At 67.4% G+C, this 18,839-nt stretch carries 20 protein-coding genes; 11 read left to right on the top strand and 9 right to left on the bottom strand.

What is annotated here, in order from left to right:
* Positions 1–7: 7 nt before the first annotated feature.
* Both mca and QF206_RS11035 read left to right on the top strand, forming a co-directional pair.
* A complete protein-coding gene (gene mca, locus QF206_RS11040; protein WP_281489293.1) occupies positions 8–889 on the top strand; it encodes a mycothiol conjugate amidase Mca in 882 nt (293 codons plus the stop codon).
* Entirely contained in the window at positions 886–1,176 is a 291-nt protein-coding gene (locus QF206_RS11035; RefSeq protein ID WP_281489292.1) for a hypothetical protein, read from the top strand. The genes mca and QF206_RS11035 overlap by 4 nt, the downstream gene beginning before the upstream one ends.
* Positions 1,177–1,243: 67 nt before the next feature.
* On the opposite strand, the gene trhA is transcribed toward QF206_RS11035, so the two are convergent.
* Positions 1,244–1,942, bottom strand: coding sequence for a PAQR family membrane homeostasis protein TrhA (gene trhA, locus QF206_RS11030; protein ID WP_281489385.1), 699 nt, complete (start codon positions 1,940–1,942; stop codon positions 1,244–1,246).
* 121 nt (positions 1,943–2,063) lie between these two features.
* Here trhA and QF206_RS11025 point away from each other — a divergent pair, with 121 nt between their 5' ends.
* Both QF206_RS11025 and QF206_RS11020 read left to right on the top strand, forming a co-directional pair.
* The gene (locus QF206_RS11025) at positions 2,064–2,849 is read left to right on the top strand and encodes an isoprenyl transferase (protein WP_281489291.1); all 786 of its coding nucleotides are present in this window, start codon (positions 2,064–2,066) and stop codon (positions 2,847–2,849) included.
* A gap of 252 nt (positions 2,850–3,101) precedes the next feature.
* Positions 3,102–4,460 carry an RNA 5'-3' helicase PhoH2 gene (locus tag QF206_RS11020; RefSeq protein WP_281489290.1) on the top strand — a complete coding sequence of 453 codons (1,359 nt, stop codon included), beginning with the start codon at positions 3,102–3,104 and terminating at the stop codon, positions 4,458–4,460.
* A gap of 158 nt (positions 4,461–4,618) precedes the next feature.
* On the opposite strand, the gene QF206_RS11015 is transcribed toward QF206_RS11020, so the two are convergent.
* The 5 genes from QF206_RS11015 to xseA form a co-directional block, all read right to left on the bottom strand.
* On the bottom strand, positions 4,619–6,022 hold the full coding sequence (locus QF206_RS11015; RefSeq protein ID WP_281489289.1) for a class II fumarate hydratase: 1,404 nt from the start codon (positions 6,020–6,022) through the stop codon (positions 4,619–4,621).
* On the bottom strand, positions 6,019–6,708 hold the full coding sequence (locus tag QF206_RS11010) for a carbonic anhydrase (RefSeq protein WP_281489288.1): 690 nt from the start codon (positions 6,706–6,708) through the stop codon (positions 6,019–6,021). Before QF206_RS11010 ends, QF206_RS11015 begins: the two co-directional genes overlap by 4 nt.
* A gap of 161 nt (positions 6,709–6,869) precedes the next feature.
* Positions 6,870–7,532 carry a DUF4245 family protein gene (locus QF206_RS11005; protein WP_281489287.1) on the bottom strand — a complete coding sequence of 221 codons (663 nt, stop codon included), beginning with the start codon at positions 7,530–7,532 and terminating at the stop codon, positions 6,870–6,872.
* A gap of 4 nt (positions 7,533–7,536) precedes the next feature.
* Positions 7,537–7,782, bottom strand: coding sequence for an exodeoxyribonuclease VII small subunit (locus QF206_RS11000; protein WP_281489286.1), 246 nt, complete (start codon positions 7,780–7,782; stop codon positions 7,537–7,539).
* Positions 7,757–8,983: an exodeoxyribonuclease VII large subunit gene (gene xseA, locus QF206_RS10995; RefSeq protein WP_281489285.1), complete on the bottom strand. Its 1,227-nt coding sequence runs from the start codon at positions 8,981–8,983 to the stop codon at positions 7,757–7,759. Before xseA ends, QF206_RS11000 begins: the two co-directional genes overlap by 26 nt.
* A 36-nt stretch (positions 8,984–9,019) precedes the next feature.
* Between xseA and QF206_RS10990 the strand changes: the two genes are divergently transcribed.
* Both QF206_RS10990 and QF206_RS10985 read left to right on the top strand, forming a co-directional pair.
* The gene (locus QF206_RS10990) at positions 9,020–10,114 is read left to right on the top strand and encodes a 4-hydroxy-3-methylbut-2-enyl diphosphate reductase (protein WP_281489384.1); all 1,095 of its coding nucleotides are present in this window, start codon (positions 9,020–9,022) and stop codon (positions 10,112–10,114) included.
* Entirely contained in the window at positions 10,111–10,740 is a 630-nt protein-coding gene (locus tag QF206_RS10985) for a DUF6264 family protein (protein WP_281489284.1), read from the top strand. The genes QF206_RS10990 and QF206_RS10985 overlap by 4 nt, the downstream gene beginning before the upstream one ends.
* 94 nt (positions 10,741–10,834) lie before the next feature.
* Here the strand turns inward: QF206_RS10985 and fbaA are convergent, their stop codons facing one another.
* Entirely contained in the window at positions 10,835–11,857 is a 1,023-nt protein-coding gene (gene fbaA / locus QF206_RS10980) for a class II fructose-bisphosphate aldolase (RefSeq protein WP_281489283.1), read from the bottom strand.
* Positions 11,858–12,082: 225 nt separating this feature from the next.
* Here fbaA and glpX point away from each other — a divergent pair, with 225 nt between their 5' ends.
* Positions 12,083–13,063, top strand: a complete 981-nt coding sequence (gene glpX / locus QF206_RS10975) for a class II fructose-bisphosphatase (RefSeq protein WP_281489282.1) — start codon at positions 12,083–12,085, stop codon at positions 13,061–13,063.
* Here the strand turns inward: glpX and QF206_RS10970 are convergent.
* Complete coding sequence (locus QF206_RS10970; RefSeq protein WP_281489281.1) at positions 12,998–14,386, bottom strand: DNA recombination protein RmuC; 1,389 nt, start codon at positions 14,384–14,386, stop codon at positions 12,998–13,000. The genes glpX and QF206_RS10970 overlap by 66 nt on opposite strands.
* Positions 14,387–14,532: 146 nt before the next feature.
* Here QF206_RS10970 and QF206_RS10965 point away from each other — a divergent pair, with 146 nt between their 5' ends.
* Positions 14,533–16,062 carry a CoA-acylating methylmalonate-semialdehyde dehydrogenase gene (locus QF206_RS10965; RefSeq protein WP_281489280.1) on the top strand — a complete coding sequence of 510 codons (1,530 nt, stop codon included), beginning with the start codon at positions 14,533–14,535 and terminating at the stop codon, positions 16,060–16,062.
* 33 nt (positions 16,063–16,095) lie between these two features.
* Here the strand turns inward: QF206_RS10965 and QF206_RS10960 are convergent, their stop codons facing one another.
* Positions 16,096–16,677: a 3'-5' exonuclease gene (locus QF206_RS10960; RefSeq protein ID WP_281489279.1), complete on the bottom strand. Its 582-nt coding sequence runs from the start codon at positions 16,675–16,677 to the stop codon at positions 16,096–16,098.
* Between the two features lie 153 nt (positions 16,678–16,830).
* On the opposite strand from QF206_RS10960, the gene ychF reads away from it, so the two are divergent.
* From ychF to QF206_RS10945, 3 genes are all read left to right on the top strand, one after another.
* The gene (ychF, locus tag QF206_RS10955) at positions 16,831–17,904 is read left to right on the top strand and encodes a redox-regulated ATPase YchF (protein WP_281489278.1); all 1,074 of its coding nucleotides are present in this window, start codon (positions 16,831–16,833) and stop codon (positions 17,902–17,904) included.
* A gap of 75 nt (positions 17,905–17,979) precedes the next feature.
* Complete coding sequence (locus QF206_RS10950; RefSeq protein ID WP_281489277.1) at positions 17,980–18,279, top strand: hypothetical protein; 300 nt, start codon at positions 17,980–17,982, stop codon at positions 18,277–18,279.
* 141 nt (positions 18,280–18,420) lie between these two features.
* Entirely contained in the window at positions 18,421–18,762 is a 342-nt protein-coding gene (locus tag QF206_RS10945) for a hypothetical protein (RefSeq protein WP_281489276.1), read from the top strand.
* Positions 18,763–18,839: the final 77 nt, after the last annotated feature.

Raw genomic sequence — 18,839 nt, 5'->3', positions numbered from 1 at the left:
GAGTTCTGTGACCCTGCGATTGCTCGCCATCCACGCGCATCCCGACGACGAGTCGAGCAAGGGCGCGGCGACGAGCGCGTACTATGCGAGCCGCGGAGCGCGGGTCATCGTGGTGAGCTGCACCGGGGGCGAGCGCGGGAGCGTGCTGAACGAGCAGTTGGGCGACCAGGCCAGAGCGCAGGCCGAGCGCGACATGGGTGGGCTGCGCCGGGAGGAGATGCGGGCAGCCCAAGAGGCTCTCGGGATCGAGCACCGATGGCTCGGCTACGAAGACAGCGGGCTGCCGGGACCAGACGAACCGCTTCCGCCCGGATCGTTCGCGACCGTGCCGGTCGAGCTCTCCGCCGAGCCGCTGGTGCGCCTGGTGCGCGAGGTGCGCCCCCACGTGATCGTCAGCTATGACGAGAACGGCGGCTACCCGCATCCGGACCACATCCGCACCCACGAGGTGGCGATGGCGGCGTGGAACCTCTCGGGCGACAGCGGTGCCTACCCCGAGGCGGGCGAGCCCTGGGAGATCAAGAAGTTCTACTACGACCGCGCATTCAACCCCTCGCGCGCTCGCGCGGTGTACGACCTGATGCTCGAGCGCGAGCCGGATTCGCCGCTCACGTCAGAGCTGCACCGCATCATCGAGTGGATCGGCGAACGGGTCGACACGGCCACGACGCGCGTACCGTGCGGCGAGTTCTTCGAGGCGAGGGATGCTGCGCTCCGGGCGCACGCGAGCCAGGTGTCGCCCGAGAGCCCCTTCTTCTTCTGGCCGAACCATCTGCTGCGCGAGGCGTGGCCGACCGAGGACTACGAGCTCGCGCACTCGCGCGTGCACTCCGACCTGCCCGAGAGCGACCTGTTCGCGGGCATCGATGACGAGGAGGAGCAGGCATGAGCCCGCTCACTGCGACCGTGCTGTTCGCCGAGGTGCGAGAAGAAGACGTCACTCCGGGTGTGATCGGCTTCCTCGTCACCTTCGCGGTCATGGCGGCCGTCGTACTGCTCATCGTCGACATGGCGCGCCGAGTGCGTCGCACCAACCAGCGCGCCGAGATCCGCGAGAGGCTCCGCGCCGAGTACGAGGCGGAGCAGGCGGGTGAGGCAGGCCCGCTCGCAGGGGACGATGAGCTCGGCGGTGCGGATGCCGCGGCATCCGACGACGAGCCGCCGACGCGTCCCTAGTACCGAGCTTCAGCGGCTTCCGCGCCCTCAGGGGTGCGCGGCCGCGGCCGCGCAGTCGCGCGGTTGCCTACTGGAACAGCGGCGGATGGATCGCGATCAGCAGAATCGCGGTCCAGTGGCAGAGGAACGCCAGCACCGTGAAGATGTGGAAGATCTCGTGGAAGCCGAAGACGCCCGGCACGGGGTTCGGACGCTTCAGCGCGTACACCACGGCACCGACCGAGTACAGCAGACCACCGGCGATGACGAGCACCATCATGGCGACATTCGCGAGCATGAGGTCGTAGAGGTACATGACCGCTGCCCATCCGAGCAGGAGGTAGAGCGGAACGTAGATCCAGCGGGGCGCGTTGAGCCAGAACATTCGGAACCCGATGCCGAGCAGGGCGCCCGTCCACACGGCGATGAGCAGCACGACGCCCTTCGACGGCGGAAGCGCCAGCAGCGAGATCGGCGTGTACGTGCCCGCGATGAGCAGCATGATGTTCGCGTGGTCGATGCGCTTCAGAATGCGCTTCGCGCGTGGCTTCCAGTCGAAGCGGTGGTACGTCGCTGACAACCCGAACAGCAGCAGCGATGCCGAGAAGAACACCGCGGACCCCCACTTCGCCGCGGCTCCATCTGCCAGTACGACCAGTACGACGCCGCAGGCGATGACCACGGGGAGGATGCCTGCGTGGATCCAGCCACGCCACGTCGGCTTCACCTCGGTCGGTGGTTGCGCGTGATGCTCGACCGAGTCGTCGAGCAGGGGGAGCTTGGGCATCTCGAGCCCCTCAACGCCCTCGTCGAGGCCGGAGGGGGAGGTCGATTCCGGTCGCGCCATTTCGCCATGATACGAGCGGTGTGCAACGGCAAGCTGTGAGCGATTCCGATAACGTGGCACCGTGCAGAATCGCAGGTCGGCTGTGGGTCGCGGTTTCCTTTACGGCCTGTACTCCCGCCGTCTTCGCCGGGAACTCGCCGGATTGAGGCTGCCGCGCCACGTCGCGATGATCATTGACGGCAACAGGCGATGGGCGAAGCAGCGACTGCTCGAGACCGCTGCGCACGGGCACCGCGCGGGCGCCGAGAAGGTGCGCGAATTCCTGTCGTGGTGCGACGAGCTCGGTATCAAGGTGGCGACGCTGTATCTGCTGTCGAGCGACAATCTGTCGCACCGCGATCCCGAGGAGCTCCGCCAACTGTTCGACATCATCGGCGACCTTGCTGACGAGTTGTCGCGCACAAGAGATTGGCGGATCAAGCACGTCGGCCGAGCGGAGGGACTGCCCACACCGCTGGTCGAGGCGCTCGAGGCGGCTGAGGCTCGCACCGCCGGCAACCGCGGGCTCCACGTGAACTTGGCGGTCGGCTACGGCGGTCGGCGCGAGATCTCGGATGCTGTGCACAGCATCATCGACGAGCACAGCGCGCAGGGCGGCACCCTCGACGACCTCGGCGAGCTCCTCACCCCGGAGAACATCGGCGAGCACCTCTACACGAGCGGCCAGCCGGAGCTCGATCTGATCATCCGCACCTCCGGCGAGCAGCGGCTGAGCGACTTCATGCTGTGGCAGAGCGCGCACAGCGAGCTGTACTTTATGGAGGCGCTCGGCCCTGACCTGCGCGAGATCGACTTCCTCCGGGCGCTGCGCGACTACGGCGGCCGCGACCGGCGCTACGGGTCGTAGTTCCGGGGCGTCGCGCCGCGGCATCCGGCACGCCTCTCCGCTCGGCGCGCTTGGCGTGCTCGGCTCCGCATCGTGCCGTTCACCTGACCGTCACCGTTCAGCGGTGTGTCGCGCAGGGACGAGCGCGGTCGCGCCACGTAGTTTCAAGCCATCAGGCGCCGCGCCTGGTCGGGACGGCCACACGATCGTTCCGCGACCGACGGCCGTCACGAGACTGGATCCGGGTGGATCGCGCCCGGGGATGGAGTGGCCATGGTCGACACCAACACCCCCCAACGGCAGACGGGAACGGCGGGGAAGCCGAACGCCCGTACGACCGAGCGAACCTACGTGCTCGATACTTCGGTGCTGCTGAGCGATCCCGATGCGATGTTCCGCTTCGCGGAGCACGCGGTCGTGCTGCCGGTCGTCGTGATCGCCGAACTCGAGGGCAAACGGCACGACCCGGAGCTCGGGTACTTCGCCAGGCGCGCCCTTCGCAATCTCGATGAGCTGCGCGTGCAGCACGAACGGCTCGACTTCCCGATTCCGGTCGGCGAGCTCGGCGGTTCGATCCGGGTGGAACTGAACCACTCGAACCAGGCGGTGCTGCCGAGCGGATTGCAGCTCGGCGACAACGACTCGCGCATCCTGGCGGTCGCCATGAACCTCGCCGGCGACGGACTCGCCGTGACCGTGGTGTCGAAAGACATGCCGATGCGTGTCAAGGCAGCGTCGATCGGGCTCGCCGCCGAGGAGTACCGGGCCGAGCAGGCAGTCGACTCCGGGTGGACGGGGCAGGCGGAACTCTCGCTCAGCGGCGACGAGATGGCCGGCCTGTACGAGCACGAACGACTCGAGGTGCCCGCAGCCGCCGAGCTGCCGGTCAACACGGGGCTCGTGCTGCAGTCCGAGCGTGGCTCGGCGCTCGGCCGCGTCGCGCACGGCGGCGCGATCTCGCTCGTGCGAGGTGATCGCGACGTGTTCGGGCTGCACGGACGGTCGGCTGAGCAGCGGCTCGCGATCGACCTGCTGCTCGACCCCGAGATCGGCATCCTCTCCATCGGCGGTCGCGCTGGCACTGGCAAGTCGGCGCTTGCGCTCTGCGCAGGGCTCGAGGCAGTGCTTGAGCGTCAGCAGCACCGCAAGATCATGGTCTTCCGGCCGCTGTACGCGGTCGGGGGGCAAGAACTCGGCTACCTGCCCGGAGACCATGCCGAGAAGATGAACCCGTGGGCGCAGGCCGTGTTCGACACCCTCGGGGCGGTGGTCAGCGAGAACGTACTGGATGAGGTCGTGGAGCGCGGCATCCTCGAGGTGCTGCCGCTCACGCACATCCGCGGACGCTCGCTGCACGACGCGTTCGTGATCGTCGACGAGGCGCAATCGCTCGAACGCAACGTGCTGCTGACGATGCTCAGCCGAATCGGGCAGAACTCGCGCGTGGTGCTCACGCACGATGTCGCGCAGCGCGACAACCTGCGCGTCGGGCGCCACGACGGCATCCACTCGGTGATCGAAGCGCTCAAGGGGCACCCGCTCTTCGCACACATCACGCTCACCAGGTCTGAGCGCAGCGCGATCGCCGCCCTCGTGACCGACTTGCTCGAAGGCGGTGCCCCAGCCCGCTGACTCCTGGCACGAGCCGCGAGACTACGCGAATGACCAGCAGCCCCGTTGCGGAGTGCTCATTTGCGTAGTCTCGCGGGCCATTGGGGGTGAAACGAGACGAGGGGCGGATGCTGTGGCATCCGCCCCTCGTCTGGGGTGAGGTCAGCTGTGGTGTGAGGTCAGCTGGGGTGCGTCATGCTCAGCACATCGAGTGCCGAGTCGAGCTGCTCCTCCGTGATCTCGCCGCGCTCGACGAAGCCGAGCTCGATCGTCGCCTCGCGAACCGTGATTCCCTTCGCGACCGAGTGCTTGGCGATCTTCGCGGCGTTCTCGTAGCCGATGATCTTGTTCAGCGGCGTCACGATCGACGGCGACGACTCGGCCATGGCGCGGGCGCGGTCGAGGTTCGCCTCGAGGCCCTTCACGGTCTTGTCAGCGAGCACGCGGCTCGAGTTCGCGAGCAGACGGATCGACTCGAGCAGCGCGGTGCCCATGACCGGGATCGCGACGTTGAGTTCGAACGAACCCGAGGCGCCCGCCCAGGCGATGGTCGCGTCGTTGCCGATGACTCGTGCGCACACCATGAGCACTGCCTCGGGGACGACCGGGTTCACCTTGCCGGGCATGATCGACGAGCCGGGCTGCAGGTCGGGGATGTGCAGCTCGGCGAGGCCGGTGTTCGGTCCCGAGCCCATCCAGCGGAGGTCGTTGTTGATCTTCGTGAGCGAGACCGCGATGGTGCGGAGCGCGCCGGATGCCTCGACCAGGCCGTCGCGAGCACCCTGCGCCTCGAAGTGGTCCTCGGCCTCGGTGATCGGCAGGCCCGAGTTCTCGGCCAGCACCGCGATCACCTTCTGCGGGAAGCCGAGCGGCGTGTTGATGCCGGTGCCGGTCGCCGTGCCACCGAGGGGCACCTCGGCCACGCGGGCGATGGTGCTCTGCACGCGCTCGATGCCCAGTCGCACCTGGCGCGCGTAGCCGCCGAACTCCTGGCCCAGGGTGACCGGAGTGGCGTCCATGAGGTGGGTGCGGCCGGCCTTGACGGCATCCTTCCAGAGCTCGGCCTTCTCTTCGAAGGACTCTGCGAGGTGCTCGAGCGCGGGAACCAGGTCGCGCAGCAGTGCGTCGGTGACGGCCACGTGCACCGAGGTAGGGAACACGTCGTTCGACGACTGCGAGGCGTTCACGTGGTCGTTCGGGTGCACGGTCGCGCCGGCGATCTCGGTCGCGAGCGTCGACAGCACCTCGTTCATGTTCATGTTCGACGAGGTGCCCGAACCGGTCTGGTAGGTGTCGACCGGGAACTGGTCGTGGTGCGATCCGTTGATGATGGTGTCGGCTGCGGCGACGATCGCCTTCGACACCTCGGGCTTGATGATGCCGAGCTCGCCGTTCACGATCGCGGCGGCCCGCTTCACGCGTGCCAGCGCGACGATCTGGGCGGGCTCGAGCCCGCTGCCCGAGATCGGGAAGTTCTCGACGGCACGCTGGGTCTGTGCGCGATACAGCGCGGAGGCCGGAACCCGGACCTCGCCCATGGTGTCGTGCTCGATGCGGTACTCGGTCTGCGCCGAAGTGCTCACTGCTCTGCTTCCTTCTCCTGCTCAGGGGTTGACGCGTCGATCTCGCCGACGACGAAGTGGGGGACCGCGCGACCCTCGACCAGCCGGTAGTTCACGGCTGCCACGGCCAGCGTACCGGCGGCGACTGCATCGGCGATCAATGGCGATCGCTCGAGCAGTTCGCGCACCGTGTCCTTAAGGTGCTCCCTGCCGACCTCCTGCGCGTCGACGCGTGCGACCGGGAGCGCTGAGTTCTTCGCGACTCGACGTACGGCGGGAACGATCGGGTCGATGAGCTGCGCGATGTGCGGGGGCAGCGGTGCCGCATCCGCACCGGCCGAAGCGATCGCCGCAGCGACCGCGCCGCACTGGTCGTGGCCGAGCACGATGATGAGCGGCACCTTGAGGATCGCGACGGCGTACTCGATCGAGCCGAGCACTGAGTCGCCGAGCACCTGGCCGGCGTTTCTGATGACGAAGAGATCGCCGAGACCGAGGTCGAAGATGATCTCGGCCGCGAGGCGCGAGTCGCTGCAGCCGAAGAGCGCGGCGATGGGCTCCTGCTTGTTGCCGAGCTCGTCACGTCGTTCGGAGTCCTGGTGCGGATGCCGCGGCTTGCCGCTCACGAATCGGTCGTTGCCGCTGAGCAACTCGTTCCATGCTGCTGCCGGCGTCATCGTCGTCTGTGTCGCGGTCTTCGCGGCCATCAGGCTCCTTCGATGTTGGTGTGGGGTCGAACGCTGGTGCTCTGTTGCTTGGTGCTTTGTGGAGCTCTCGGTGCTGGTGCTGGTGCTGGTGCCTGGTGCTGAGTGTGCGGTGCTCCGTGTCAGTGCCGGCCCAGCGACGCGCTGCCGAACCGGCGGGCGTGTCAGCCGCTGAGTTGGCGGCCCGCTTGCTCAGCGATCGCCTTGAACTCGCCGTCTGAAGCCGTGCCGTTCAATACGAGCGGGCCCGAATCGGTCTCGGTCCACATGACGTACTCGAAGTTGCCGGTGTCGCGCTGGCCGCGACGGTCGATAACGGTCCACTCGAGGCCCGCGATCCTCTCGGTGCCGGTGGCGAGCGTCTTGCCGATCGTCGCCGCGAGCCACGTCTCGTCTTCGCCAATGGTCTGTTGCACAGCGATGTAGTCGTCATCGGCGGTGATGAGCCCCAGGTACCAGATGCGCGCGTCGCGGTTGCTGCCCTGCACGAGCTCGGCTCGGTTCGCGCTCCACCCCGGCGGTGTCTCAGGAACGACCAGGGCAGGGGGAGCATCGGGCAGTGCTTCGACCGCGGGCGAGGCCGCAGCCGCGACAGCCTGGTAGTCGACCGATGGGTGATGCGCGACATTCGGTCGCGCAACCACCAGCACGAGGACCAGCACGATGCCGAACGAGGCGAGTGTCGCCGCGATGAGGTTGCGCGGCGTCTGAGCTGCGCGGTGGAGGCGCGACCGCTCTGCCTTGCGCGCGGCAGTCTCCTCGGGGGTCTCCGGCCTGCCGAGCTCGGCGACGATGTTCGGCTGTTGCGGACGCTGCTTGGCGCTCACTGGTTCACTCGGCGGCGCGCGCCGCGTCGAGACGCTCCTTGGCGCCGATCAGCCATTCCTCGCAGCGGTTGGCGAGTGCCTCGCCGCGCTCCCAGAGCGACAGGGACTGCTCGAGCGTGGCGGAGCCCTGCTCGAGTTCGGTGACGACGCGCACGAGCTCGTCGCGCGCATCTTCGTAGCTCAGCTCTGCCACGTCACGGTCGTCGGTTGCCACGCGGTCAATCCTAACGATCGGCGCTGTCAACGGCATCGACGGTCGCGTGCAGCCTTCCGTCGCTCACGGTGACGCGCAGCGCGGTGCCGACCGGTGCCTCGGCGACATGGCGGAGCGCGCGGCCGTCCGGACCCTGCACGATGGCGTAGCCGCGCTCCAGAGTGCGTTTCGGACTGAGCGCTCTGAGATGGGAACGCAGATCGGCCAACTGCTGGGCAGCACGGTCGACGCGATAGTCGATGAGCTCGGTTCCTCGGGCCACCAGCCGGGTGAGCTCCTCGGCTCGCGAGTCGACCAGCCAGGTGTGGGATGCGAGGGCCGGTCGTGACCGCAGCTGCCCGATGCGGTCGATCTCGTGGCCGACGAATGAGGTGACGCGCGAACGCATCCTGGCGCGCGCCTGCTGGATGCGCGAGAGCTCCTCGGCGACATCGGGCACGACGCGCTTCGCGGCATCGGTCGGAGTCGACGCGCGCAGATCGGCGACCTCGTCGAGCAGCGGCCGGTCGGCTTCGTGCCCGATCGCCGACACGATCGGCGTCGTCGCTTCCGCCGCTGCCCGCACCACCGTCTCATCGCTGAAGCCGAGCAGGTTCTGGAAGTCGCCTCCGCCGCGGGCCACGATGATGACGTCGACCTCCGGGTCTGCATCGAGTCTCCGGATCGCGGATGCCACCTCGCTCACGCAGCGGTCTCCCTGCACCGCCGCGTGCACGACGCGGAACTGCACGGAGGGCCAGCGGAGGTGGGCATTCCGCAGCACATCCTTCTCGGCATCCGAGTCCTTGCCGGTGATGAGCCCGATGAGGTTCGGAAGGAAGGGGAGCGGGCGCTTGCGGGCCGGGTCGAAGAGACCCTCCGACTGCAATTGCCGCTTCAAGCGCTCGATGCGCTCGAGCAGGTCGCCCAGCCCGACGTGTCGCAACTGCAGCACCTGCATCGTGAGCGAGCCGCCCTTGACCCACCAATTGGGCTTGACGAGTGCGATCACCCGGTCGCCCTGCTTGAAGTCTTCGGTGAGCTTCGCGCGGGTCGACGACCAGAGAGTGAACGAGACCGTCGCGTCGGCCTCGAGGTCTTTGAGCTTGCCGTAGACGTTGCCGCCCGAGACGCCCCACTGCGTCAGCTCGCCTTCGACCCACGCGGTGCCGAGCCTGTCGATCCAGCCCTTGATCTGGTTCGAGAGGAACCCGACAGACCATGGCTGCTCGAAGGTCGATGGCACTGGTGCGGACAACGGCTCTCCTCATGCGCTCAGGTGCCCATGCCTAGGATGGTGGGCGTGAGCCAGATCACCAACGGCAACGCCGTCAGCCTCGGAACACCGCGGATTCCCGCGGTGCGTAACAGGCTACGCGACGAGCCGGTCGGCGCCCCGAAGCGGGTGCTTCTCGCCGCCCCGCGCGGCTATTGTGCAGGAGTCGATCGAGCGGTCATCGCCGTCGAGAAGGCGCTGGAGCAATACGGTGCGCCGGTGTACGTGCGCAAGCAGATCGTGCACAACATCCACGTCGTGTCGACGCTCGAGCAGCAAGGCGCGATCTTCGTCGACGAGGTCGACGAGGTGCCCGAGGGCGCGAACGTGGTGTTCAGTGCGCACGGCGTCTCACCGATGGTCGTGCAGTCGGCATCCGATCGGGGATTGCATGCCATCGACGCGACGTGCCCCCTCGTGACGAAGGTGCACCGTGAGGCGGTGCGCTTCGCCAAGCAGGACTACGAGATCCTGCTCATCGGCCATGCCGGGCATGAAGAGGTCGAGGGCACGATGGGCCACGCGCCCGAGCGCACGACCCTCGTGAACAACCCTGACGAAGCCGACACCGTCGAGGTCAAGAACCCCGACCACCTGGTGTGGCTGTCGCAGACCACGCTCAGCGTCGACGAGACGATGGAGACGGTTCGCCGTCTGCGGAAGCGCTTCCCGAAGCTGCAGGACCCGCCGAGCGATGACATCTGCTACGCGACCCAGAACCGCCAGGTGGCGATCAAGAAGGTCGCCCGCGATGCCGACTTGGTGATCGTGGTCGGCTCGGCCAATAGCTCCAACAGCGTGCGCCTGGTGGAAGTGGCGCTCGACCACGGCGCGAAGGCGGCGTATCGCATCGACTATGCGCACGAGATCCAGCAGGAGTGGCTCGACGGTGTCGCAACCGTGGGTGTCACGAGCGGCGCCTCGGTGCCCGAGGTGCTCGTGCAGGAAGTGCTTCGTGATCTCGCGGATGCCGGCTACGTCGACGTCGAGCCGGTCGTCACCGCTGAGGAAGACCTGATGTTCTCGCTGCCGAAGGAGCTTCGCAAGACGAAGAGCGGCGCGACCGATGAACGCGGTCTCGGCGGCCGCGTACGCGACAAGCAACTCTCGTGAGCGAGCAGCGGTCGGAAGGCAACGAGCCCGACGACGCGGCTCGGCGACCGGAGTTCGGCGCGTTCGCCACTCCTGACGAACAGGCTCGCCGACGGGGCACAGCCGACCAGCATGAGAAGGATGCTGGAGGGCACGCGCGTCCCACTCCGCCCGCGGGCTCGAAGTCAGCGTGGCGCGCGGCCACTCCCGCGAAGCAACCGGCGCCGCCGCTGCCGGGCATGGTGCCTCTCGCACCGAACGAGCGCAGCGAGCGCAACCGCCGAGCGGATCGCTTCGTCGCCTACGTGCTGCTCGCCCTCGGCTTCCTCAACGTAGTGAGTTCTGCGCCCGCCTACCTCGCGCTGCAATCGACGCTGAACATGGCGTACGAACAGCTCGGTGCCGGCCCGTTCGACAACCCGGAACTGGCTTCGGCCATGGGTGTCGCGATCGTCATCGTGCAAGCGGTCATCTGGGTGGCGACCTTCGCGCTCACCCTCACCCGCATCCGTGCCGGGCGTCTCGCCTGGTGGGTGCCGGTCGTCGGCGCATTCGTCGCGTTCATCGCGCTCGCCGTGATGCTGACAGTCGTCATGGCGACGGATGTGCCCTCGATGACGCCAGCACCCTCACCACCCGCCGGATGACGGTATCGGTCACCGGCCGATCGACCGCTCGGAGCGGAGCCAGGGGCCTGGGGCGCGTTCGCTCACGCCCCAGCGCCGGTGGAGGAGTCGTCCGTCAGATCTTCTGGCCGGCTGAACCGAGCTGGCGTGTGGCCTCGGCGACGCGTGCTGCCATGGCCTTCTCGGCGAGCTTGCCCCATGAGCGAGGGTCGTACACCTTCTTGTTGCCCACCTCGCCATCGACCTTGAGCACGCCGTCATAGTTGCGGAACATCGTGTCGGCGATCGAGCGCGTGAACGCGTACTGCGTGTCGGTGTCGATGTTCATCTTGATGACGCCGTTCGCGACCGCCTCGGCGACCTCGGCGTCGCTCGAACCCGAGCCGCCGTGGAACACGAGGTCGAGCGGCTTCGGGCCGGTGCCGTACTTCTCTGCGAGGCCGTCTTGGATCTCCTTGAGGAGCGAGGGACGGAGCTTCACATTGCCCGGCTTGTAGACGCCGTGGACGTTGCCGAACGTCAGCGCGGCCATGTACCGGCCCTGCTCGCCGAAGCCGAGCGCCTCGACGGTCTCGATCGCGTCGTCGAGGGTGGTGTACAGGTGTTCGTTGATGGCATGGCTGACGCCGTCTTCCTCACCGCCGACGACACCGATCTCGACTTCGAGCACGGCGTTGATCGCGCGGGTGCGCTTCAGCATGTCCTTGGCGATGTCGAGGTTCTCCTTGAGCGGCACTGCCGAGCCGTCCCACATGTGGGACTGGAAGATCGGGTTGCGACCGGCGCGCACCTCTTCTTCGGAAGCGGCGATGAGCGGCATGACGAAGCCGTCGAGCGCGTCCTTGGGGCAGTGGTCGGTGTGCAGCGCCACGGTGATCGGGTAGTTCTTCGCGACTTCGGTCACGAACGCGGCGAAGGCCAGCGCGCCTGACGCGCGCGCCTTCACGCTCTGGCCCGCGAAGTAGTCGGCGCCACCGGTCGTCACCTGGATGATGCCGTCGGATTCGGCCTCGGCGAGGCCCTGCAGCGCGGCGTTGATGGTCTGCGACGACGAGACGTTGACGGCCGGGAATGCGAATCCGGTGCGCTTCGCCTTGTCGAGCATCTCCGCGTACTGATCGGGCGTGGCGATAGGCATGGGTTCTCCTTCGGCGTCGAGGGGATGACGCCTTCGAGTCTATTGATGCGCAGCGACAACGCCACGCCGTGGTGCCGACCTGGCCGGAGACGCCCGGATGCCGCCTCGATGTCAGCCCGCCGCCCGCGACCGATCCGGTGGTTCGCTAGGCTGAACGGACGCTGCCTACCACCTGGCGAACGCCAGCCAGCGGCCCCGAGACCGACCCAGCAGGAGGACGCACAGGTGAGCGCTGCTTCATTGGAACAGCCCGATCGCAACTTGGCCCTGGAGCTTGTGAGGGCCACCGAGGCCGCGGCAATCCGCGCCTGGCCCTTCATCGGTCGGGGCGACAAGATCGCCGCCGATGGGGCCGCAGTCGACGCGATGCGCAAGTTCCTCGGGACCGTCGACTTCGACGGTCTCGTCGTCATCGGCGAGGGCGAGAAGGACGAGGCGCCGATGCTCTTCAACGGCGAGCACGTCGGCACCGGCCGCGGGCCCGCATGCGACATCGCGGTCGACCCGATCGACGGCACCTCGCTCACTGCCGCCGGTCGGCAGAACGCGATCTCGATGCTCGCGGTATCCGACCGCGGAACCATGCTCGACGCGTCCGCGGTGTTCTACATGGAGAAGATCGTGACCGGCGCCGAAGGACGAGGCGTGGTGGATATCCGCAAGCCCATCGGCGAGAACCTGCGGGCACTCGCGAAAGCGCAGGGCCGCGACGTGGCCGATCTGAATGTGGCGGTGCTCGACCGTCCACGGCACGCGCAGTTGATCGACGAGATCCGCAGCGCGGGAGCGGCGACGCTGCTCATGCTCGATGGCGACGTGGCGGGCGGCATCAACGCGGCGCGATATGGAACGCGCATCGACATGTGCGTCGGGGTGGGCGGCAGCCCCGAGGGCGTCGCGACCGCAGCGGCGATCAAGGCGCTGGGCGGCTTCATTCAGGGCCGGCTGGCTCCCACCGACGACGACGAAAAGCAGCGCGGCATCGATGCCGGCCTGAAGTTCGACCACGTGTACGAGGGTGAGGAACTCGTCCGTGGCGACAACACGTTCTTCGTGGCCACGGGCGTTACCGACGGCGAGCTCGTCGCCGGGGTGCGGCGCAAGGGCCCGGTCATCCACACCGAGAGCGTCGTGCTTCGCTCACGCTCGGGCACGATCCGCCGCATCGGTGCCGACCACCTCGTCTCCAAGTGGCTCGACGAGTGACTCGATTTCGCTGAGTTCATTGAGCTCGGTGAGTTCCGTGAGTTCCGTGAGCTCGCCGGCCGTGAGCCTTCTCGGGGATTCTTGGATCACCGACGCCTCCTCGATCAGCTTCGTCTGGTCGATGCCGGGGAACTGCCGGGCGGTCACGAGTACGCGGGTCTCCAGCGAGTTCGCGAACTTGTTGTAACTGTCGACGGTGCGCTCGATCGCGCGCCGAAGCCCGTCTGCATGACCGGCGAGGGTGCCGAGTCGCTGGTACAGCGTGTTGCCGAGATCGAAGAGCTTCTTCGCCTCGTCGGTCACGGCCTGCTGCTGCCAGGTGAATGCCACGGTCTTGAGCACCGCCCAGAGGTTGACCGGTGATGCGAGTGCTACGCGTTTGCCGAACGCGTAGTCGAGCAGTGCCGGATCGGCCTCGAGCGCGGCTGAGAGCAGCGACTCGCTGGGGATGAAAGCGATGACGAACTCGGGGCTCGCCGAGAGGCCTTCCCAGTAGGTCTTCTTCGACAGTGCGTCGACGTGGGCGCGCAGCGCTTTCACATGGCGGTCGATGAGTTGCTTGCGGCGGGCGCCTTCCTCGCCAGAAGCGGTGACCGGAATCTGGCTCGCCTCGATGTAGTGCTCGAGCGGCACCTTCGCGTCGATGGCGATCGCCTTGTGCCCGGGCAGCCGCACGACCATGTCGGGACGGCCGGCTCCGGCATCCGTGGTGATGCTGTGCTGCGTGTCGAAGTCGACGTACTGCGTGAGGCCCGCCGCCTCGACGACGCGCCGCAATTGCGTCTCGCCCCAGACCCCTCGCGTGCTGTTCGAGCGCAGCGCGCTCGCCAGGTATTCCGTCGTCGCGCGCAACTGCTCGTCGGCGAGCTGCGACTGCTTCAGCTGCTCTGACAGCGAGCCGTACTGTTCCGAGCGTTGAGTCTCGAGGTCGGCGACCTTTCGCTGCATGTGCTGCAGCGTGTCGCGCACCGGCGCGAGGGCTTGGAGCACCTTGCTCTCTGCGCGCTCGCGCTCGGCCTGTGCCGCTTGCTCGGCGCGGTGGCGCTCGATGAGCTCACGCTGCTGCTGCTGCAGTTCGGCGACCTGCCGGCTGAGCGCGTCAGCGGTCGCCTGCACGGAGGCGAGCTCGGTCTCGAGCGCTGAGCGGGAGCGTTGCTCCTCGGCGCGCACGGTGGTCAGCTCCACCTCGTGTCGAGCGCGAAGCACGTCGAGATTCTCGCCGCGCGCATCGTCGCCCGCGCGGCGGCGCAGCATGAGCACGGCGAGCAGGCCGCCGAGCACGACACCGATGACAAGGCCGAGGAGCAGTGCGAGAACGTCCATGCCAGCAGTGTCGCAGCGGCATCCGACATTCCTGGCCGACCCGCTAAGAAGCCCGCCCCGGCGAAGACGGAGCTCCAGGAATGCCGTTGCCGACCAGGGGGAAACTCCATCTGCCGCAGCCGCGGCGCGCGCGTATCGTGGGCGCCATGAGCATCCTTGAACGCGAGGACAGCCCTGGCCTCGTCACCACCACCCTTGACCACTGGGTCGCCGGCGCGCCCTTCAGCGGCGAATCGACGCGCACCGGCCCTGTGTACAACCCGGCGCTGGGCACGGTGGCCCGCAACGTGCGGCTCGCGAATGCCGACGACGTCGACGCCGCTGTGCAGGCGGCCCGAACGGCCTTCCCGCAGTGGGCAGGAACGTCGTGGGCCAAGCGCCAACAGGTGATGTTCGCATTCCGCGAGCTGCTCAACCAGCGCAAGGAAGAGCTCGCCGCGATCCTCACCGCAGAGCACGGCAAGGTGCTCGCCGACGCGCTCGGTGAGGTCGCCCGCGGGCTGGAGGTGGTCGAGTTCGCCTGCGGCATGGCAACGCACGCGAAGGGCGAGTTCAGCGAGAACGTGTCGACAGGCGTCGACGTCTACTCCCTCCGTCAGCCGCTCGGGGTCGTGGGCATCATCAGCCCGTTCAACTTTCCGGCGATGGTGCCGCTGTGGTTCTTCCCGATCGCGATCGCCGCTGGCGACACGGTCGTGCTGAAGCCGAGCGAGAAGGACCCCTCAGCTGCGAACTGGATGGCGTCCCTCATGCGCGAGGCGGGCTTGCCGGACGGCGTGCTCAATGTGGTGCACGGCGACAAGGTCGCAGTCGACGCGCTGCTCCAGCATCCTGACGTCGCGAGCATCTCGTTCGTCGGCTCCACCCCGATCGCCAAGTACATCTACGAGACCGCGTCGGCGCACGGCAAGCGCGTGCAGGCCCTTGGTGGGGCGAAGAACCACATGCTGGTGCTGCCCGACGCTGATCTCGAGCTCACCGCCGACGCCGCCGTGAACGCCGGCTTCGGCTCGGCGGGGGAGCGCTGCATGGCCATCAGCGTCGTCGTGGCGGTGGAGCCGGTCGCCGACGAGCTGATCGAGAAGATCTCCGACCGGATGCGGTCGCTCGCCGTCGGCGACGGCACGCGCGGTTGCGATATGGGCCCACTCATCACCCGCGAGCACCGCGACAAGGTGGCGGCGTACCTCGATGTCGCGGCTGAAGACGGGGCCGCCGTCGTGGTCGACGGCCGACGCGTCGAGGCCGATGGCGACGCTGACGGATTCTGGCTCGGGCCAACCCTCATCGACAACGTGCCGACCACATCGCGCGTGTACCAGGACGAGATCTTCGGACCGGTGCTCTCCGTGGTCCGTGTCGACTCATACGACGAAGGGCTCGAGCTCATCAACGGGAGCCGCTACGGCAATGGCACAGCGATCTTCACGAACGACGGTGGCGCTGCGAGACGCTTCCAGCGCGACGTGCAAGTGGGCATGATCGGCATCAACGTGCCGATTCCAGTGCCTGTTGGCCACTTCTCGTTCGGAGGGTGGAAGGACTCGCTGTTCGGCAGCGCCAAGGCGTACGGCCCCGAAGCGGTGAACTTCTTCACGCGGGAGAAAGCAGTCACCAGTCGATGGCTCGACCCATCGCACGGCGGCATCAACTTGGGATTCCCGCAGAACGGCTGAGCCGGCCGCTGTCTGCGCTGGCCGCTGCTTGCGTCAGGCGGCCGTCGCCACCATGAGTTGTGAGAGTCGGAGACCCGCCAGTTCGGCAAGGGTCTCCATCGATTCGGCCCCGTGCCGTGCCGCCGCGTGGACGACGATCGATGCGCACGCGAGCGCGTCTTCGAGCGCATCGTGATGGCTGAAGTCTTCGAACCCGGCAGCCATCGCAACCACCGGCAACCGGTACGAGTCGAGGTGATAGGTCTTTCGCGCGAGTTGCAGCGAGCACGCATAGCGGAGCAGCGGCACCTCGGCACCGACTGCCGAGCACGCGGCGCCGAGCACCTTCATGTCAAAGCCCGCGTTGTGTGCGACGACGGTGTCGTCGCCGATGAAATCGAGGAGCAGCGGCAACTGGTCGAGCCAGCCTGCGGCTGACGACACATCGGCAGCAGTGATTCCGTGGATGCGGGTGTTCCACTCGGAGAAGACGTCGTACCCCACGGGCGGCTTGATCAACCAGCCGGCCCGTTCCACGATCTCTCCGCCGCGCACCCGCACCAGTCCCACCGAGCACGCCGAGGCCGAGTGATTGTTCGCGGTTTCGAAGTCGATGGCGGTGAAGTCGAGTGGCACGACCTGATCGTTTCACGCCCCTGCGACACCGGGTGTCCGGCGCACCGGCACCAACGCATCCCTGCGGCGCAGCATCCTGCTCAGCGATCACAGCCCGGGTGCACGCGTCGCTCCAAGCGGTTGCGCCGCACCCGCACGGTACCCTTGACCTCCGTGGCTCTCACTATCGGCATCGTCGGCCTGCCCAACGTCGGCAAGTCCACCCTCTTCAACGCGCTCACCAAGAACACCGTGCTCGCGGCGAACTATCCGTTCGCCACGATCGAGCCGAACGTGGGCGTGGTGAACCTGCCCGATGAGCGGCTCACCAAGCTCGCCGAGATCTTCGGCAGCGAGCGGATCCTGCCCGCGCCGGTGTCGTTCGTCGACATCGCCGGCATCGTGAAGGGCGCGAGCGAGGGAGAAGGGCTCGGCAACAAGTTCCTCGCGAACATCCGCGAAGCCGACGCGATCGCGCAGGTGATCCGGGGCTTCAGCGACAGCGATGTGGTGCACGTCGACGGCGCGGTCAACCCGGCCAGCGACATGGAGACGATCAACACCGAGCTGATCCTCGCCGACCTGCAGACGCTCGAGAAGGCGATTGCGCGCTACGAGAAAGAGGTGCGCGGCAAGAAGCTCGATCCGGTGGTGCTCGACACGGCACAGCGCGCCGTCGAGGAGCTCAATGCCGGGCGACTGCTCTCGGCATCCGGCCTCGACATCGAGCCGATCCGCGAACTCGGCCTGCTCACCGCCAAACCGGTCATCTTCGTCTTCAATGTCGATGAGGCGGTGCTGACGGATGTCGCGAAGAAGGCGGAGCTCGAGGCCCTCGTGGCGCCGGCGAAGGCCGTGTTCCTCGACGCGAAGCTCGAGAGCGAGCTGATCGACCTCGACGAGGCGGATGCCGCCGAGCTGCTCGCCTCGACCGGGCAGGACGAGAGCGGGCTCGACCAGCTCGCCCGAGTCGGCTTCGACACCCTGGGCCTGCAGACGTACCTCACCGCCGGGCCGAAGGAGGCCCGCGCGTGGACGATCGGCAAGGGCTGGAAGGCACCGCAGGCGGCGGGCGTGATCCACACCGATTTCGAGCGCGGCTTCATCAAGGCCGAGGTGATCTCGTTCGACGACCTCGTCGATGCCGGGTCAGTGGCAGAGGCCCGGGCTCGCGGCAAGGCGCGCATGGAAGGCAAGGACTACGTCATGCAGGACGGAGACGTCGTGGAGTTCAGATTCAACGTGTAGTCCTGTTCGCTTCACTTCTGCCAAAGTGGCGATGTGGAGCTTCGTGAAGCACGACGTTTGAGTCTGTCAGCAAGGATGCTGCCAGCGATCGTCATTCTGCTGGCGACGTGGGTGCTCATGTGGCTGGCTCAGAGCATTCCGACGCTGTGTGCGCTCGCGAATCCGTGTCCTGCTCCCGATGTCCGCGTCGCTCCTGCGTGGCTGTTCGGCGGTCTCATGATCGTGCCGACGTTGGGTTTGATTCTCGCTGCTCGGGCCAGGCAGTCGTGGGGGTGGGTGCGCACTCTCTCGTACATCGTGCTCGTGGGGCTGGCGGTTGTCGGGCTCGGTGCCGTGCTCTTCTCGGGCGGGTTCACTGTTCCGCTCGTGCTCTAGGGTCGCCGATCGAGGGGCTGTGATGCTTATCCGTGACGCAATCCGGTGGAGTTCCGCTTCCTGTTTGACCACTGACGGGTATGGAGACCCGCCCCGAAGAGTCATTGATCTGTTGCCGGGGGCTCCAATAGCGTTCGTTGCATGGAGACCACCGGACGCGATCGACGACCGACTGCCGTAGCAGCCGGAGTGGCGCTCGCATTGGCCGCGTGCGCCGGACTGTCACTCGCCGTCGGCGACGCAATCGGGTTCGTCAGCCCGAGCGCAGAAGCGGGCTTCGCCCTCCTGTTCGTCGCCGGTTGGGTGCTCCTCATCGTGGCCATGGTCGTTGGCGTCGCCGTTTTGGTGCGTGTCATCCGTGCCGTCGCCTTCGGTCGCCGTCCGCCCCTGTTGGAAACCGCGTTCGTGGTCGCGACGGTCGCCATCATCGCTGCCGTGGTGGTGACCCACCCGCTGATTGGGAGCGGCTCGGGCGCTGGGTAGTGAATCGCCCCGGGTTTAGTGGAGGGCGAGTTCTCCCAGAGCCGACTGGTTCTGGGAGTTGATCTCACGGTAGTAGC

This window comes from Ruicaihuangia caeni (genome assembly GCF_029952955.1).
In the GTDB taxonomy this organism is placed as follows: domain Bacteria; phylum Actinomycetota; class Actinomycetes; order Actinomycetales; family Microbacteriaceae; genus Ruicaihuangia; species Ruicaihuangia caeni.
The sequence above is the reverse complement of the archived record's forward strand: the minus strand, read 5'-3'. Positions and strand labels throughout refer to the sequence as shown.

What these genes read in the sequence shown, in the direction of transcription:
- QF206_RS10945 (WP_281489276.1), top strand. Translation starts at nt 18,421, where the DNA reads ATGGAGACCACCGGACGCGATCGACGACCGACTGCCGTAGCAGCCGGA.
- QF206_RS10965 (WP_281489280.1), top strand. Translation starts at nt 14,533, where the DNA reads ATGAGCATCCTTGAACGCGAGGACAGCCCTGGCCTCGTCACCACCACC.
- QF206_RS11020 (WP_281489290.1), top strand. Translation starts at nt 3,102, where the DNA reads ATGGTCGACACCAACACCCCCCAACGGCAGACGGGAACGGCGGGGAAG.
- QF206_RS10970 (WP_281489281.1), bottom strand. Translation starts at nt 14,386, where the DNA reads ATGGACGTTCTCGCACTGCTCCTCGGCCTTGTCATCGGTGTCGTGCTC.
- trhA (WP_281489385.1), bottom strand. Translation starts at nt 1,942, where the DNA reads ATGCCCAAGCTCCCCCTGCTCGACGACTCGGTCGAGCATCACGCGCAA.
- QF206_RS11000 (WP_281489286.1), bottom strand. Translation starts at nt 7,782, where the DNA reads ATGCCGTTGACAGCGCCGATCGTTAGGATTGACCGCGTGGCAACCGAC.
- QF206_RS11035 (WP_281489292.1), top strand. Translation starts at nt 886, where the DNA reads ATGAGCCCGCTCACTGCGACCGTGCTGTTCGCCGAGGTGCGAGAAGAA.
- QF206_RS10950 (WP_281489277.1), top strand. Translation starts at nt 17,980, where the DNA reads ATGCTGCCAGCGATCGTCATTCTGCTGGCGACGTGGGTGCTCATGTGG.
- fbaA (WP_281489283.1), bottom strand. Translation starts at nt 11,857, where the DNA reads ATGCCTATCGCCACGCCCGATCAGTACGCGGAGATGCTCGACAAGGCG.
- QF206_RS10990 (WP_281489384.1), top strand. Translation starts at nt 9,020, where the DNA reads ATGGTGGGCGTGAGCCAGATCACCAACGGCAACGCCGTCAGCCTCGGA.
- QF206_RS11010 (WP_281489288.1), bottom strand. Translation starts at nt 6,708, where the DNA reads ATGGCCGCGAAGACCGCGACACAGACGACGATGACGCCGGCAGCAGCA.